This is a genomic window from Amycolatopsis sp. La24 (assembly GCF_029087445.1).
Lineage (GTDB): Bacteria > Actinomycetota > Actinomycetes > Mycobacteriales > Pseudonocardiaceae > Amycolatopsis > Amycolatopsis nivea.
Genome location: NZ_JARACH010000066.1, coordinates 1 through 15,531 on the forward strand (window position 1 = coordinate 1; position 15,531 = coordinate 15,531).

Sequence of the window (15,531 nt, forward strand, 5' to 3'; positions counted from 1 at the left end):
GTCGCCCTCCCGATCTTGGTTGAGCCGCGTGACTGGACTGTTTCGCGCCCGTCTGCCGTGCGAGCGCGGGGCGGGGCTTCTGGTCGTCGGTTCCGGGGGTCGGCTGGGCGATCCGGGCGGGGAGGGGCTTGGTTTGTCGGCTGGACTTCGTGGCGGATCGTTTCGTGCCTGCCTAGCGGGTGAGCGCGGTGCCGGGAACTTTCCGGGACCGGCCTACGGGATCGCTCCGTCCTGCGCGGGCGAAGGGGCTGGATTTGTCGGCTGCCCGCGCCGCTGGTCATTTCGTGCCAGCCTCCGTCAGAGTGCGGAGTCGAGCAGGTGTCGGATCCGGGTCTGGCGTATGGCTCGGGGCTCGGCTTGTCGGTTGGACAGCGTGGCTGGTCATTTCGCGCCTGCCCATCGCGCAAGGGCGGCGTCGAGGAGCTTCTGGTCGTCGCTTCCGGAACTGGCCCACACGATCACTCCGTCCGGGCGGACGAGGAGGCTCGGTTCGTCGGCTGGGTCGGTTACGCGGGTGAGCCGGTCGGTCAAGCCGGTGACTGCGAAGCGGCCGTCGGGGGAGCGGTCGACGAGTACGAAGCTGCCGTCGTGGGCGTGGTCGGCGAGGCGGGAGCCGGAGGTCAGGTCGACGTCTCCGGCGATCGACCCGACTGGGGCGGGGGACTCGTCGGCGACGTTGTAGTGCTGCAGGATTCCGGACGACAGCGCGACGATGCGGTTCATCGCGGCGGGCACTCGGAGCAGTTCGCCGCCGACGATGGTGCGGAGTTGTTCGGTGCGTTCGTCGCCGCGGAGGAGGGCGACTTGGGCGCGGGTCCAGTCGAGCACTGCTGCGCCGATGGGGTGGCGTTCGGTTTCGTAGGTGTCGAGCAATCCCGCCGGTGCCCAGCCTTGGACGGTCGCGGCGAGTTTCCAGCCGAGGTTTGCCGCGTCGCCCAGGCCGAGGTTCAGGCCCTGGCCGCCGAGTGGCGAGTGGACGTGTGCCGCGTCGCCGGCCAGGAATACGCGGCCTTGGCGGTAGTGCCGGGCCTGGCGCGCGTTGTCGGTGAAGCGCGTTGCCCGGCCCTGGATTCCGGTGATGGTGACCGGGACACCGGTGACGTCGCGGACGGCTTCCTGCAGCTCTTCGACCGACACCGGGGCGTCGCGGTCTTCCGGCGGTTGCCGGAAGCGGCTGAGGAAGATGCGGCCGGGGACCGGGCCGTACGCGTAGACGCCGCGGGGTGTCCAGGTCCAGCCTGGGCGCAGGCCGGTCGCGTCTTCGAAGTCGGCGATGGCCTGGTAGCCGGTCATTTCCGGATCCGTGCCGTCGAACTCGATGCCGAGCTGCTTGCGGATGACGCTCCGTCCGCCGTCGGCCGCGACGAGCCAGCTCGCGGCGAACTCGCCTGCGCTCGTTTCGACTGTCACGGACTCGTCGGCTGCGCGCACGCTGTGCACTTCGACGCCGCGCCGGAGGTCGACACCCAGCGTGGCGCAGTGTTCGCCGAGCATCTGCTCGACTTCCTGCTGCGGCACTCCCAGCCCGTTCGACACCGCCCGGTGCGCGGCGAGCACGGGATCGCTCTGGTCGATCAAGTCGTTGTCGAACAGGAAACCGGCGAAGTGCCCGGCGGCCAGGAACCGGCGGCCGCCTCGTTTGGCCGCCTCGACCGTGGGGCCGAATTTGCCGACTGACGCGAGGAACCGCCGCTGCGCCGCCTCCGCCGCGGGCAGCAGGCCGCGCCGGTCGAGCAGTTCGGCGCTCGCGACGTTGACCGACCCGGCCTTGATGGTCGGGTCCGGCTCCGGCAGCCGGTCCAGCACCGTCACTGCCACCCCGCGCAGCGCCAGCTCCCCGGCGAGGAACAGCCCGGTGGGCCCGGCCCCCGCGACGATCACCTCAGTCCGCTCCATGTCGTTCTCCCCTCTACCCTTGCCTGACGGCTTAACCAAGTGTGCTTACTGGGTAAGCTTACCAGGTAAACGTAACACGGAAGGGTGGACTCATGCCCAATCGCGGCGATCGGGGCGGGGCCAAGACGCGGGCGCGGATCGCCGAGGTCGCGACCGGGCTGTTCCTCGAGCGCGGGTTCGACGCGGTCACGATCGCCGAGGTCGCCGCCGCGGCCGGGGTGTCCAAGGTGACGGTGTTTTCGCACTTCGAGCGCAAGGAAGACCTGCTCCTGGACCGCCTGCCGGAGGCGATCGACCTGGTGCGGTCGGCGGTCCGCGAACGGACTGGCGGCGTGGTGGACGCGCTCCGGCAGCTCGCGCTGACGCTGCAGGAAGAGGGGCACGTGCTGTCCGGCGTGGGCGGCGACATCGAGCCGCTGATGCGGACGGTCGCGGAGTCGCCCGCACTGATCGCGCGGCTGCGGGCCTTCGGGTACGAGATGGAAGCCGAACTGGCCGCGGAACTGGCCGCGGACGCGCGGTTCTCCGGGGACTCGACGCTGCTCGCGGCGTTGGTGGTGGCGGCTTACCGGACCGTGGCGGTGGAGACGATCCGGCGGCGGCTGGAGGGGGAGGATCTGGCTGAGCTGGCGGCGTCGCACCGGGAGCGGTTGACGCGGGCGTTCGACATGGTCGATCGCCTGGTCAGCGGCTGAGGCACGCCGCTGCGTCCAGGTCTCGCCTCGGTCAGGGGGCGGCTGAGGCGGCGCTGGACGGAAATCCAGCGCCGCCTCCGGCAAGTCAGCCGTTGACGAACGCCAGGTGCGTGGCGTCGTAGCGCTCGCCCACGAAGTTCTCCGGCGCGGCGACCGCCTCGATCGCGGCGAGATCGTCGGTGGTGAGGTCTACCGTCAGAGCCGCGAGGTTTTCCTCCAGGTACTGCTTCCGCCGCGTGCCCGGGATCGGCACCACGTCCTCGCCGCGCGCCTGCACCCACGCGAGTGCCAGCTGCCCGGTCGTGACCTCCTTCGCGGCGGCCAGCTCCTCCAGCTTCGCCACGATCGCGAGGTTCCGGTCGAGGTTGCCGTCGGCGAAACGGGGCTGGTAGCGGCGCACGTCGTTGTCCGCCATCGTTTCGGTGGAGCGGTAGCGGCCGGTCAGGAAACCGCGGCCGAGCGGCGAGAACGGGACGATGCCGATGCCAAGTTCGCGGCAGGCCGGCGCGATTTCCGCCTCCAGGCCGCGGGTCCACAGCGACCATTCGCTCTGCAGCGCCGCGATCGGGTGCACCGCGTGGGCGCGCCGGACGGTCTGCGCGCTCGCCTCGGAAAGCCCCAGATGGCGGACTTTCCCGGCCTGAACCAGCTCCGCCATCGCGCCGACGGTTTCCTCGATCGGCACGTCCGGATCGACTCGGTGCAGGTAGTACAGGTCGATGTGGTCGATGCCGAGCCGTCGCAGCGAGGCGTCGCAGGCCTGGTGCACGTAGGCGGCGTCGCCGCGCACCTTGGTCGGTTCGCCGAGGCGGTTCGCGATGCCGAATTTCGTGGCCAGCACGACCTCGTCGCGGCGGTCGGCGATCGCGCGGCCGATCAGTTCCTCGTTGTGTCCGGAGCCGTAAAAGTCAGAGGTGTCGAGGAAGTTCACCCCGAGGTCGACGGCGTGGCGCAGCGTCTCGATCGACTGCGCGTCGTCGGTCGCGCCGTAGCCGTGGCTCATTCCCATGCAGCCCAAGCCCTGTGCGGAAACCGTCAGGCCGCCGAGGTTCCGGGTCGGGACGTCGGTCATGGTCGCTCCTTCTGCGCTGGATCCTGTCTCCGGCGACGCTAAATCCTGGAGCGCGCTCCGGGTCAAGCATTAGGCTCGCGGCGGTGGACTACGACGCGGTGATCGTCGGCGGCGGGCACAACGGGCTCGTCGCCGCTGCCTTTCTGGCCCGGGCCGGACAGTCGGTGCTGGTGCTCGAACGGCGTGCGGAGATCGGCGGCGCGGCGGTGTCGTTCCGCGCTTTCCCTGGCGTGGACGTCCGGCTCTCGCGCTATTCGTACCTGGTCAGCCTGCTGCCCCGGCGGATCGCGGCCGAGCTGGGCCTGAATGTCCAGCTGCGGAGGCGGCGGATGTCGTCCTACACCCCGGCTGTCGACACGGGTCTCCTTGTCGACACGGGCGACGACGAGCGGACCGGCGCGTCGTTCCGCGCGGTCACCGGGTCCACAAAGGACTATGCGGCCTGGCAACGTTTCTACGCCTCGGCCGCGCGGGTGGCGGAGGCGACTTTCGATTCGCTGACCGAGCCGTTGCCGACGCGTGCTGAGCTGCGTCGACGGATTGGCGACGACGAGGCGTGGACGACGTTTTTCGAGCGTCCGGCAGGGGAAACGCTGCGCGAGCTGTTCGAGGACGACGTCGTGCGCGGCGTCGTGCTCACGGACGCGCTGATCGGCACTTTCGCCGCCGCGGACGACGATCAGCTTCGGCAGAACCGTTGCCTGCTCTATCACCTCATCGGCAACGGAACTGGCGACTGGGACGTCCCGGTCGGCGGAATGGGCGCGGTCACCGATGCGCTCGCCGACGCCGCCCGTCGCGCCGGGGCGACGCTGGTCACCGGCGCGGAGGTGCTGTCTGTGACGCCGGACGGAGAAGTTCGTTACCGCGCAGGCGATGCGGAACATGTGGTGGTCGGCGGGCATGTGCTGGCGAATGTCGCGCCGCGCACGCTCGCCCGGTTGCTCGGCGAAGAGCCCGCGGAGTCGCCGGAGGGTGCGCAGCTGAAGGTGAACATGGTGCTGCGCCGGCTGCCTCGGTTGCGGGACACGGCGGTTGATCCGCGCGACGCGTTCGGCGGGACTTTCCACGTCAACGAATCGTTTGCCCAGCTCGAAACTGCTTACCGGGAAGCTGCGGCGGGCCGGATCCCGACGGTGCCGCCGTGCGAGATCTACTGCCATTCGCTGACTGATCCGTCGATTCTCGGCCCGGCTGAGCGGGCGGCGGGCGTGCAGACACTGACGTTGTTCGGCCTGCACATGCCTGCTCGGCTGTTCGAGGCGGACAACGGCAGGGCGCGGGCGGAGGCGTTGCGGGCCACGGTGGCGTCGCTGGACAGCGTGCTCGCGGAGCCGATCGAGGACTGTCTCCTGCTGGACGGCGACGGAAAACCGTGTATTGAAGCCAAAACGCCGCTGGATCTGGAGGCGGAGCTGGGATTGCCGCGCGGGCACATCTTCCATCGCGACCTGTCGTGGCCGTACGGGGATGACGAGACGGCGGGGACCTGGGGTGTCGAGACCGGGCACGAGCGGGTGTTGCTGTGCGGGGCCGGCGCGGTCCGGGGCGGCGGGGTCAGCGGGATTCCCGGGCACAACGCGGCGATGGCGGTGCTCGGTCGACGTTTCGGCGGCGGACAGGCAGGGTGAAGACATGCGCGTGATCGTGATCGGCAGCGGAATCGGCGGGGCTTCGACGGCTTACCACCTGGCGCTGCGTGGAGCGGACGTCGTCGTGGTGGACGCGGACCGGGCCGGGGTGGCGACCGATGCCGGTGCCGGGATCGTCAGCCCTTGGACGTCTTCCTGGGACGAAGCGGTCTATCCGCTCGCGGCTGCTGCTGGGCGGTATTACCCGGCTTTGGCAGCCGAATTGAGCGAGGCTGGGCACGAATCGTCGTACGAAGTGGTCGGCGGGATGGTGGTGTCGGCTTCTGAAGGGGAGCTGACTGAAGCTTACGACCGGCTTGCCGGGCGGGCGGCGGATGCGCCGGAGGCTGGGGCTGTCGAGCGGCTTGATGCCGGGCAGGCGCGGGAGCTTTTTCCGCCGTTGGCACCGGAACTGGCTGCGGTGCATCTGTCGGGGGCCGGGCGGGTGGACGGGCAGGTGCTGCGGCGTGCGCTGATCTCCGCGGCGATTGACCGGGGCGTTGAGTTCGTGACCGCTGAGGCTGCGTTGGAGTCTGGGCTGCGGGTGCGGGCTGGGGCGGAGGAGCTCTCCGGGGACGCGGTGGTGCTTGCCGCTGGGGCTTGGTCCGGGGAGGTGGCCGAGGCGCTGGGGGTGCCGGTGCCGGTTGTGCCACAGCGGGGGCAGATCAGTCACTTTGATCTGCCTGGGGTGGAGACTGCTGGGTGGCCGGTGGTGTTGCCTCGGAGCAGCCATTATCTTCTGGCGTTTCCCGGTGGTCGGGTGGTGGCTGGGGCTACTCGGGAGAGTGGGGCTGGGTTTGACCATCGGGTGACTGCGGCTGGCCAGCGGGAAGTGCTGGAGCAGGCGTTGGCGGTTGCGCCTGGGTTGGGGAGTGCGGGGTTGGTGGAGACTCGGGTGGGGTTTCGGCCGGTTTCGCCCGACGGGTTGCCGTTGCTGGGGCAGGTGGCGCCTGGGTTGTATCTGGCTACTGGGTTTGGGCCGGCTGGGCTTACGTTGGGGCCGTTTGTCGGGAAGTTGGTGGCGGAGTTGGTTTTGGGGGCGGATGTTCCTGGGGAGTTGTTGGCTGGGTTTGGGGTGGGGAGGTTTTCTTGAATTGCGTTCGGCTCGTCGCCTGGCGGCGACATTGGCCTCTTGGTTGCGTGGGGCACCCCGAAGCTTGATTGTGCTGACGGTTCGGGGGTGCTTGTCAAGGCTGGAAAGATGCCTTGACAAGCACCCCCGAACCGCAGGGAGGCTTCGTATCGGGGTGCGGGGGAGGGGCTGGGTGCCTCGATGTTTTGGGTGTACCGGTGCGGGTGGTTAGTCGGTTAGTAGTTCTAGGGCGTGGTCGCCTGTGCGTTCTACTGTTAGGCCTGCTTTGGTGATTACGCGTACTAGCTGGTCCACAGTGGACGGTTCGGTGCGCGAGGTGGCTAGTACTGCTGCCAGTTTTCCCTTGTAGGCCTTGTTGAAGTGGCTGACTGTGGTGCGGTTTCCGTTGGCGTCTTCGGTTACTACGCGGACGGTTACTGCGTCCGACGGAAGCTTTGCGAAGGCTGCGTACGTGCCGGAGCGGAGGTCTACCAGCAGGCCTTCTACGTTGTGCAGTACCGGTTCCAGGACTGGCTTCCACAGGCCTCGTACGGTTCCCAGCGCGGGGACCGTGTTGCCGCCGGAGAGGCGGTAGGCGGGGATGGGGTCGGTTGCCGCTACGACGCCGAACAAGGAAGACGTGACGGCCAGGCGTTGTTGTGCTTTCGCTAGTCCGGCGCGGGTGAAGCTTTTGACGTCTAGTGCGTCGTAGAGGACGCCGGTGTAGCGGCGCAGGGCGGGCATCGTCGGGGAGGTCCAGAGCTGGGCGTTGCGGGTGACCTCGTCCGCTTGGCGCGCGGAGATGCCCAGTGCGGCGAGGCTCGCGGGGACGTCCGCCGCGAGTTCGACCAGGGCGTCGGCCAGTTTGGCGCGCACTGGGTTCAGCTCTGGGAACGACAATGCGTCCAGGTCCAGCGGCGCGCCTTTGCCGCCGTCGGCTTTGGTTTCTGAAGGGGGGAGGAGCACCAGCACCCCCGGAGCGTAACCGCCCGGTAATCCAGGTGCGGCGGCCGTGTGCCGGTCCTTACCCTGGCCGCATGGAACTCACCTGGCGCCCGCTCGCGCTCGCCGACGTCGAGGCCGTCACCCGGCTCTGCGCGGTCGCGGAGGAAACCGACCGGACCGGTGAGCATTGGGACGAGAGTGACGTGCGCCAGGAAATGTCGGGCCCGTCGGTCGACCTGCCCGATGCGAGCATCGGAGCGTGGGACGGTTCGCGCCTGGTGAGCTACGCCCTGGTCATCCCGCGCGACGCCGCTGACCCAGTGCACCAGCCACACGTGGCGGCGCTGACCGACCCGGAGTACCGGACGGACGAGGTCGCTTCGGTGCTGACGGAGTGGCTCGTGCGCACGGCGCGGAGCGTCCACGCGCAGCACTTTCCGGACGCGAAGCTCGAACTCCACGCCGGTGCGCACGAGAACGAGCATTGGTACCTCTCGCTCCTCGAACGCGGCGGGTTCAAGCAGGAACGCACCTTCGTGGAGATGCGTGCCGACCTCACCTCGCTCCCCGCCGGACCGCTGCTCCCGGGCGACCTTCCGCTGGTCGCCTGCGAAGAGCGCTACGACGCCTTGGTTCTCGCCGCGCGCAACGCCGCGTTCGCCGGTCACTGGGGCAGCACGTGGCTTTCGGCCGACGAGTGGAAGCACCGGTTCCGCGACAGCAAGGACTTCCAGCCGGACTTGTCGTTCCTCCTCCTTTCCCCGGAGCGCGACCGGGTGGTGGCGTTCGTGATGTCGTCGTTCTTCGAGGCGGACGCACAGGCGACCGGGGTGCGGGAGCTGCACGTCAACTACGTCGGGACCCTGGCGGAGGCCCGCGGGCGAGGACTGGCGTCGGCCTTGCTGGCCCACACTCTCGGAGCCGGTCGCGCGGCCGGTTTCGAGAGGTCGTCGCTGTCGGTGGACGTGGACAACACCCATCGCGCGCTCGCGGTGTACGAGCGGTGCGGGTACCGGACGGACGCACGGAATTACGGGTACGTTCTGCCGCTCGACTGACCGCCGGTGCGGGGCTGCGGCGGGGGCGGCGAGCGGGGAGCTGTCCGACGCCGACGGCAGTTGCCCGCTGACTGAGCGGACTGGCGGCCGCGCTGGACCAGACGCGCTCGCGCGGACCCGCTGGTCGAGACGCGCCCGCTTGGACGTGCTCGCGCAGACCCGCTGGTCCAGACGCGCCCACCTAGACGTGCTGGCCCAGACGTGCTCGCGCGGACCCGCTGGCCCGGACGCGCCCGCCTAGACGTGCTCGCCCAAACGCGCTCGCACAGACTCGCTGGCCCAGACGCGCTCGCCTAGCCGCGCGCAGTTGGGCGCTCCGTCGCCCGCGCCTGGTCCAGCCGGGTGCGACGTGGGTTCAGCCGCGTTCGGCGCCGGACGCAGGCCGCCGCCGGTCGCGTTCGGTCCAGCTGGGCCGTCGCCGTTCGCGCCCAGCGCGGCCCCTCACCACAGCCTCAATGCGCCCCCTTCGCCGACACGCAGAACACGTTCCCCTCCGGATCCTCCAGCACCGTCCACTCCAGCCCGGGCACCGAATGCCCTCCCCGCTCCACCGCACCCAGCCCCACCAGCCGCCGGACCTCGGCTTCCCGGTCGTCGGCTCCGAAGTCCACGTGGACGCGGTTCTTCCCGGCCCGCGGCTCCGGCACCCGCTGGAAGCCCAGCCGAGGGCCGCCGGACGCCGGGTCCTCCAGCATCACGAACTCGCCGTAGTCCGCGGCCACCGAAACGCCCAGCGCCGCCGTCCAGAACTCCGCCAGGCGCTGCGGCTCGGCGCAGTCGACGGTGATCATGCCCATTTCCAAACCCATGCCCGCACGCTAACCGCGACCACCGACAAAAACGGCGTCCGCCGATAACCCGCATGCGTCGCGGCCAGGGGGTTGACTACTCTGTGCGAAACGTCTAAGGCCCGCTCAGCGCAGGGAGTTCCCAGTGATCACCAGGATGTCGTCGTTGTTCCTCCGCACGCTGCGCGAGGATCCGGCGGACGCCGAGGTACCCAGCCACCGGCTGCTGGTACGCGCCGGCTACGTCCGCCGGGTCGCCCCGGGTGGTTACTCGTGGCTGCCGCTCGGGCTGCGCGTGCTGCGGCGCGTCGAGGAGACCGTGCGCGAGGAGATGAACGCGATCGGCGCGCAGGAGATCCAGTTCCCCGCGCTGCTGCCCCGCGAACCCTACGAGGCCACCAACCGCTGGACCGAGTACGGCGACACGCTCTTCCGCCTCAAGGACCGCAAGGGAGCCGACTACCTCCTCGGCCCGACCCACGAGGAGCTGTTCGCGCTCACCGTGAAGGGCGAGTACAGCTCCTACAAGGACTTCCCGGTCACGCTCTACCAAATCCAGACCAAGTACCGCGACGAGGCGCGTCCCCGCGCGGGCATCCTGCGCGGCCGCGAGTTCGTCATGAAGGACTCCTACTCCTTCGACCTCGACGATGAAGGCCTCGCCAGCTCGTACCAGAAGCACCGGGACGCCTACATCAAGCTGTTCGACCGGCTCGGCATCGAGTACGTCATCGTGTCCGCCACGTCCGGCGCGATGGGCGGTTCGGCGTCCGAGGAGTTCCTGGCGGTCGCGGAGAACGGCGAGGACACCTTCGTCCGCAGCACCGAGTCGGGCTACGCGGCGAACGTCGAAGCGGTCGTCACGCCCGCGCCCGCTGCCCGCCCGATCGAGGGGCTGCCCGAGGCGCAGGTGCACCACACGCCGAACACGCCGACCATCGAGACCCTCGTCGCGTTCTTCAACGCCGCCGGGCTCGGCCGCGAGTTCACCGCGGCGGACACGCTGAAGAACGTCCTGGTCAAGACGCGCCAGCCGGGCGCGAAGCAGTGGGAGCTGCTCGGCATCGGCGTCCCGGGCGACCGCGAGGTGGACTTCAAGCGCCTCGAAGCCGCGCTCGAACCCGCCGAGGTGGAGCTGCTCGAAGAAGCCGACTTCGCGAAGAACCCGTTCCTCGTCAAGGGCTACATCGGCCCGAAGGCGTTGCAGGAGAACGGGGTCCGCTACCTCGTCGACCCGCGCGTGGTCGAGGGCACTGCCTGGCTGACCGGCGCCGACGAGCGCGACCACCACGTGCTCGACCTGGTCGTGGGCCGCGACTTCACCCCGGACGGCACCATCGAGGCCGCCGAGGTGCGCGAGGGCGACGCGTCGCCGGACGGGCACGGCACGCTCGTCGCCGCGCGCGGCATCGAGATCGGGCACATCTTCCAGCTCGGCCGCAAGTACACCGATGCCTTCGAGGTCGACGCGCTCGGCCCGGACTCCAAGCCGGTCCGCATCACCATGGGCTCCTACGGCGTCGGCGTCTCCCGCCTGGTCGCCGTGCTCGCCGAGCAGAACCACGACGAGCAGGGCCTCGTGTGGCCGCGCGAGGTGTCGCCGTTCGACGTGCACGTGGTCATCGCGGGCAAGGACGAGACGGTGCGCGAGGGCGCGGAGAAGATCGCCGCCGAACTCGACGCCGCCGGCCTCGAAATCATCCTCGACGACCGCAAGGCCACCCCGGGCGTGAAGTTCGCCGACGCGGAGCTGGTCGGCGTCCCGACGATCCTCGTCGTCGGCCGTGGCCTCGCGAACGGGCTGGTCGAGGTCAAGGACCGGCGCACCGGCGAACGCGAGGAAATCGCCGTCGACTCGGTCGTCGACCACCTCGCGAAGCTCGTCCGCGGCTGAAGCCGGTGGGCTGGTTCGGGCGCAAACGCCGCGACGACGGCGGGTACCGGGACAACGCCGCGCTGAGCGGCTTCGGCGGGTACGAGCCGTCCGACGCGCCGAAGTTCCCGAGCGCCGGGTACGGGAAACCGGACCCGGCGCCGTCCGAACCAGCCCCGGAGCCGCGGGCCGACCCGATGCGGCAGTCCCTCACCCCGGCGCAGTTGCGGCGAGGGACGCCCCGCAAGACCAATCTCCGCCTGGTCAAGGCGGTCCCGATCGTCATCCTGATCGGGGTGTTCGGCTACAACGTCTTCTCCGCCAACAGCCGCCATTCCGCCAGCACGGACGACACTCCGCGCGCCCCGTACACCTACCAGCCGGACCCCCGGGTCGTCGTGCCGCCGGTGGTCGCGGGATGGCAGTCAGTGGCGGGCAAGGACGGCAGTTACGCGTACGACGTGCCGCCGTCCTGGGAACCGGCTCCGACCACGCTGCACGGCTGGGACCCGGTCGCCGGATCGCCCGGCATCAACCTGTCCACCAGCGCGTTCCTCGGCAAGGGCAGCTGCAAGGAAGATCCGGTCGGCCAGATCGGCGGCTCGGGTTTCACCACCGAGAAGACCAGCGACGCCGCTGAAGCCGCCCGTAAGGCCGTCACCGACCTGGGCGTCAGCGCGTACACCGGCGAAGGCGCTCCGGCCGCGAAGGTGACGCCTGGTGCGCCGGAGAAGACCGAAGTCAAGATCGAGAACGAAAGCCGCGAGGGCACGCTCGTGGTCGCCGAGGTCGCCCCGAGCAACGCGCCGTGCCAGCCGAGGAGCGCGCTGGTCGGGGCGCTCGCGCTCACCGCCGGCGAAAAGTCGGCCGTGCTGGTCGCGTATTCCGAACAAGGCCGCCCGGGATCCGCGTCCCGGGACGACCTCGTCCGGATTCTGCACAGTTACCGCGGCGTCCCGGCCGCGGACCGGTCCACGACCACGCCGCCGCCGACCACGCGCTGACGGCGCAGCGCCAGCTTCGCGAAGTCCCTCAGCCCGGCGTTCGGCAGATACGCGCGGCCGAGCGCGATCCCGATCCGCGGCAGATCGGCCTCGTCGCGGTAAGCGAGGTACAGCGGCTCGTGCCGCGGCTGGAACTTCGCCTTGAACGCGTGCAGGGAACGGAATCCGTAGTACGGCTCCATCATCGAGCCCAGCGCGTCCAGCATCCGGTCGACCATCTGCCGCGGCGTGCTGTCGTTGCTGCGGACCAGCGGCGCGCCCGAGAGCGACACGAACTGCGCGCCCTCCTCGCGGAACTCCAGGCAGGCCGAGGCGATCAGGAACTCCATCACCGGCCGGAATCCGCCGGTGCGGCGGCGCATCACGTCGAGCGTCCAGCCGCCGACCTCGCCGTCGCCGGTGTGCACCGGCAGCCACGACGTCACGCCGTGCACCGTGCCGTCGGCGTCGACCGCGAGGCCGACCCGGGTCGCCGGGTCCATCGCCTGGTCCACGCCGCCGAGCGTGAAGCCCATTTCCGGCAGGCCCTTGTCGCAGATCCACTCCTCGGACAGCGCGCGCACCTGGTCGCGGATCGACCACGGCTGCTCGGCCAGCCGCACGAGCCGGAACTCGATCCCGTCCTTCTTCGCGCGGTTCAGCGCGGTCCGCACGTCCTGCCAGGCCTTGCCGCGGAATTCGAGGTTTTCCAAGTCCACCAACGTGTCCTCGGCGACCTGCACGTGCTGCCAGCCCAGTTTCGCGGTCTGCGCGGCGGTTCCCGCGGTCGCCGAGAAAACGCACGGCACGAGCCCGGTGTTCTCGCACATCGCGGCGAATTCCCGCAGCGTGCGGTCGCTCGTCCCGTCCGGCGCGACCGGGTCGCCGAGCGCCACCGCGACGCCGGCGTGGCGCTGGTAGGCCAGGTACGAAGCACCGTCGGACGCGACGAAGTAGGTGTTCTGCGGCCACGTCGTCATCCACGAGATGGTGCTGCCGCCGTTGCGGCCCAGCAGAAGCCGGGCGAAGGCCGGGTCCGGGCCGCCGCGGAACAGCTTGCGCCGCCTGCGCCGCGAGGGCACGCGGAACGCGCGCCGCGCGGAGATCAGCAGCACCAGTTCCACGCCCCACAAGAGATTGTCCACAATGAACAGCGGCGGATTGCTGAGTTCGGCTTCCTGCCGGACGACCTGCGTGATCGCGACGACTCCGGCCAGCACCGCCATCTGCGACGCGGCGAGCACGCACAGCGTGATCGCGCACCGCCAGGCGAACCGCGAACCCCGGCGCAGCCCGTTGAGGATCGGCACCGCGATGAGGCACAGCGGGATGAGTTCGTTGCCGGACATCGAGATCGAGTCGGACGAGCCGAACGGTCCGTCGCCGGGCACCAGCCACATCACCACTTCGGCGACGACCAGCAGCACCAGCCCGGCCGACGCGAGCAGTCGCCATTCGCGCAGCGACGGCTTGTTGGCGTTGCGTGCGGCGGGTCCGGCGAGGCGTCGGCCCAGCGGAAGCGCGAGAACGAGTGCGAAGAAATGCACGAGATCGGCGAGCGTGCCGACATAGACGATCGCCACCCCGGCGTACACGCACAGCCCGGCTCGCAGGCGCAGCCGCCACGGCGTCCGCAGGGTCGCGCTGGTGATGGCGATCGCGGCGAGCGCACCGCCGGAGAAGCCGACGTCGAGAGTGCCGGCGATCCGGTCGGCCCAGGCCCAGCCGGAATTGCGGGAAAGCTCGAGGAACTGCACCGCCACGACCGTCGACACCAATTGTCCGCCGATGGTCACCGCCATCGCCCGCCGGGTGCCGAGGTGCCATTCGGCGAATCCGGCCATCAGCGCGAAACTGCCCGCCATCGGCAGGTAGAACCACGGGCGCAGGGCGTAGAACGGGCCGGTGAACAGCGTCCACCAGCGTCCGTGTTCGAGCGAGGGAAGGCCGTAGGCGTAATAGTGGAAAGCGTGCTGGTGCTCTGCGGCGTGCCAGAGCGAACCGGTCGCGACGCCGGTGATCAAGATGGCGAGCACCACGGTCGTCGTGAACGGAATCCGGTGCCACAGCACTGCTAGCCGCCCGCGTGCCTCTCCGGCCGTGAGGCCGGTTCCCCCCTGTGCGATCGTCATGGGGAAAGTTTGGCGCGGCGATCTTAAGCGGTCATCGGCCGTCGGACCTACTTCTCCCCCTAAGGGACTGCTACCCCAGGGGGACCCGACCCTGGTCCCAAGACTGACCCGCGGTGTGCGGCAACGCTCTCACCAGCGAAAAGGGGCTGGCGTTCGGCTAGTAAGCGGCGCCTCCGACCCGGAGTAGGGGTTGACGCCGAAAGCCGCCCGAACGAGTGATTCCGGTCGCTTGCCTCACGGCGTTCCGAGCACTGCCGCGCGGACGGCGGAAAGGTCGGCGAGATTCGGCAAAACCGTGTGCGCACCGGCGCCGGTCAGTTGTTCGGCGGAAAACCGGCCAGTAGCGACGCCGATCGCCACCGCGCCGTAATCGAGCGCGGCCTCGACGTCGTGCGGCGTGTCCCCGAGAATCACTACGGATTCGGCAGGAAATTCCGTGCCATGCTTCGTTTCCGCCGCTTTGACGGCGTGTGGAACGAGATCTGCGCGGCGGGCTGAAAGCGAGCCGTAGCCGCCGATCTCCAGATCGAGATGTTCGTCGAGACCGAGCGCGGCGAGCTTGTGCAGCGAGATCTCCGGCAGGTTACCGGTGATGAGGCTCTGCACGACGCCCTCGCGGCCGGCGAAGTCGGCGAGCACGGCCGCCGCGCCGTCGAGCGCCCGGCCTTCCTCGGGCAGCGTTTCCCGGGCGCGTTCGACGGCCGCGATCAGCTCCCGCCACATCCGCTGGATGGTTTCCTCGTCCGGCTCGATGCCGTGCATCGCCAACACGTCGGCGGTGATCGCGCGTTCGGTCCGGCCGCCGAAGTCCGGGGGCGTGCGGAACTCCGTGCCGGTCGCGGCGGCGAGCGCGGTGCCGTACCAGCCGATCCCCAGCCCGGTGTAGTCGACGAGCGTGTGGTCGATGTCCCAGAGCACCAGCCGGTGCGTGCGAATGGCTGTCACGTCCGCGATGCTACGGCGGGCTCAGCCGGTGAGGTAGCTGAAGCGGACCCGGCGGACGGGGTTGTCGACGTTCGTGTCCACCAGGCACACCGACTGCCAGGTTCCGAGCAGCAGCACGCCGCCGAGTACCGGCACGGTCGCGTACGGCGGGAGGAACGCCGGGAGCACGTGGTCGCGGCCGTGTCCGCCGGTGCCGTGCTGGTGGCGCCAGCGGTTGTCGCGGGGGAGCAGGTCGTCGAGCGCGGCGAGGAGGTCGTCGTCGCTGCCCGCGCCGGTTTCCAGCACCGCGAGCCCGGCCGTCGCGTGCGGCACCCACACGTGCAGCAGGCCGTCGGTGGCGTCGGCGTCGCGCAGGAACTTCTCCGCTTCCCGGGTCAGGTTGTGCACGACCGCGGCGTTGCCGGTGTGCACCTCGATCTCGGTGGAGTACATCCCGTCAGC

13 protein-coding genes are annotated in these 15,531 nt (G+C 69.9%); 6 read left to right on the top strand and 7 right to left on the bottom strand.

The features are described from left to right. Positions 1-381: 381 nt before the first annotated feature. Positions 382-1,896, bottom strand: a complete 1,515-nt coding sequence (locus PUT80_RS38375; protein ID WP_275295061.1) for an FAD-dependent oxidoreductase — start codon at positions 1,894-1,896, stop codon at positions 382-384. A gap of 92 nt (positions 1,897-1,988) precedes the next feature. On the opposite strand from PUT80_RS38375, the gene PUT80_RS38380 reads away from it, so the two are divergent. Continuing rightward, the gene (locus tag PUT80_RS38380; protein ID WP_037820363.1) at positions 1,989-2,591 is read left to right on the top strand and encodes a TetR/AcrR family transcriptional regulator; all 603 of its coding nucleotides are present in this window, start codon (positions 1,989-1,991) and stop codon (positions 2,589-2,591) included. An 85-nt stretch (positions 2,592-2,676) separates the two neighbouring features. Here the strand turns inward: PUT80_RS38380 and PUT80_RS38385 are convergent, their stop codons facing one another. Continuing rightward, entirely contained in the window at positions 2,677-3,663 is a 987-nt protein-coding gene (locus PUT80_RS38385) for an aldo/keto reductase (protein ID WP_275295062.1), read from the bottom strand. 83 nt (positions 3,664-3,746) lie between these two features. On the opposite strand from PUT80_RS38385, the gene PUT80_RS38390 reads away from it, so the two are divergent. Together PUT80_RS38390 and PUT80_RS38395 are read left to right on the top strand one after the other, a co-directional pair. Continuing rightward, a complete protein-coding gene (locus tag PUT80_RS38390; RefSeq protein WP_275295063.1) occupies positions 3,747-5,294 on the top strand; it encodes an NAD(P)/FAD-dependent oxidoreductase in 1,548 nt (515 codons plus the stop codon). Positions 5,295-5,298: 4 nt separating this feature from the next. Further along, positions 5,299-6,387 carry an FAD-dependent oxidoreductase gene (locus PUT80_RS38395; RefSeq protein ID WP_275295064.1) on the top strand — a complete coding sequence of 363 codons (1,089 nt, stop codon included), beginning with the start codon at positions 5,299-5,301 and terminating at the stop codon, positions 6,385-6,387. A 207-nt stretch (positions 6,388-6,594) separates the two neighbouring features. Here the strand turns inward: PUT80_RS38395 and yaaA are convergent, their stop codons facing one another. After that, a complete protein-coding gene (gene yaaA, locus PUT80_RS38400) occupies positions 6,595-7,338 on the bottom strand; it encodes a peroxide stress protein YaaA (protein WP_238607742.1) in 744 nt (247 codons plus the stop codon). A 65-nt stretch (positions 7,339-7,403) separates the two neighbouring features. On the opposite strand from yaaA, the gene PUT80_RS38405 reads away from it, so the two are divergent. Further along, positions 7,404-8,369, top strand: a complete 966-nt coding sequence (locus tag PUT80_RS38405) for a GNAT family N-acetyltransferase (protein ID WP_275295065.1) — start codon at positions 7,404-7,406, stop codon at positions 8,367-8,369. Between the two features lie 452 nt (positions 8,370-8,821). On the opposite strand, the gene PUT80_RS38410 is transcribed toward PUT80_RS38405, so the two are convergent. Further along, positions 8,822-9,178, bottom strand: a complete 357-nt coding sequence (locus PUT80_RS38410) for a VOC family protein (protein WP_043834320.1) — start codon at positions 9,176-9,178, stop codon at positions 8,822-8,824. Positions 9,179-9,302: 124 nt separating this feature from the next. Between PUT80_RS38410 and PUT80_RS38415 the strand changes: the two genes are divergently transcribed. Both PUT80_RS38415 and PUT80_RS38420 read left to right on the top strand, forming a co-directional pair. Beyond that, positions 9,303-11,051, top strand: a complete 1,749-nt coding sequence (locus PUT80_RS38415; RefSeq protein WP_275295066.1) for a proline--tRNA ligase — start codon at positions 9,303-9,305, stop codon at positions 11,049-11,051. Between the two features lie 5 nt (positions 11,052-11,056). Beyond that, positions 11,057-12,034 (top strand): hypothetical protein, encoded by a 978-nt coding sequence (locus tag PUT80_RS38420; RefSeq protein ID WP_275295067.1) that lies wholly within the window; start codon positions 11,057-11,059, stop codon positions 12,032-12,034. Here PUT80_RS38420 and PUT80_RS38425 read toward each other — a convergent pair. The 3 genes from PUT80_RS38425 to PUT80_RS38435 all read right to left on the bottom strand — a co-directional run bounded on the left by PUT80_RS38425 (position 11,974) and on the right by PUT80_RS38435 (position 15,522). Beyond that, positions 11,974-14,145, bottom strand: coding sequence for a DUF2156 domain-containing protein (locus PUT80_RS38425; protein WP_275295068.1), 2,172 nt, complete (start codon positions 14,143-14,145; stop codon positions 11,974-11,976). The two genes, PUT80_RS38420 and PUT80_RS38425, sit on opposite strands and share 61 nt — an antisense overlap. A gap of 234 nt (positions 14,146-14,379) precedes the next feature. Continuing rightward, on the bottom strand, positions 14,380-15,081 hold the full coding sequence (locus tag PUT80_RS38430; RefSeq protein WP_343076915.1) for a haloacid dehalogenase-like hydrolase: 702 nt from the start codon (positions 15,079-15,081) through the stop codon (positions 14,380-14,382). A 30-nt stretch (positions 15,082-15,111) separates the two neighbouring features. Further along, the gene (locus PUT80_RS38435) at positions 15,112-15,522 is read right to left on the bottom strand and encodes a YjbQ family protein (protein WP_134669575.1); all 411 of its coding nucleotides are present in this window, start codon (positions 15,520-15,522) and stop codon (positions 15,112-15,114) included. Positions 15,523-15,531: the final 9 nt, after the last annotated feature.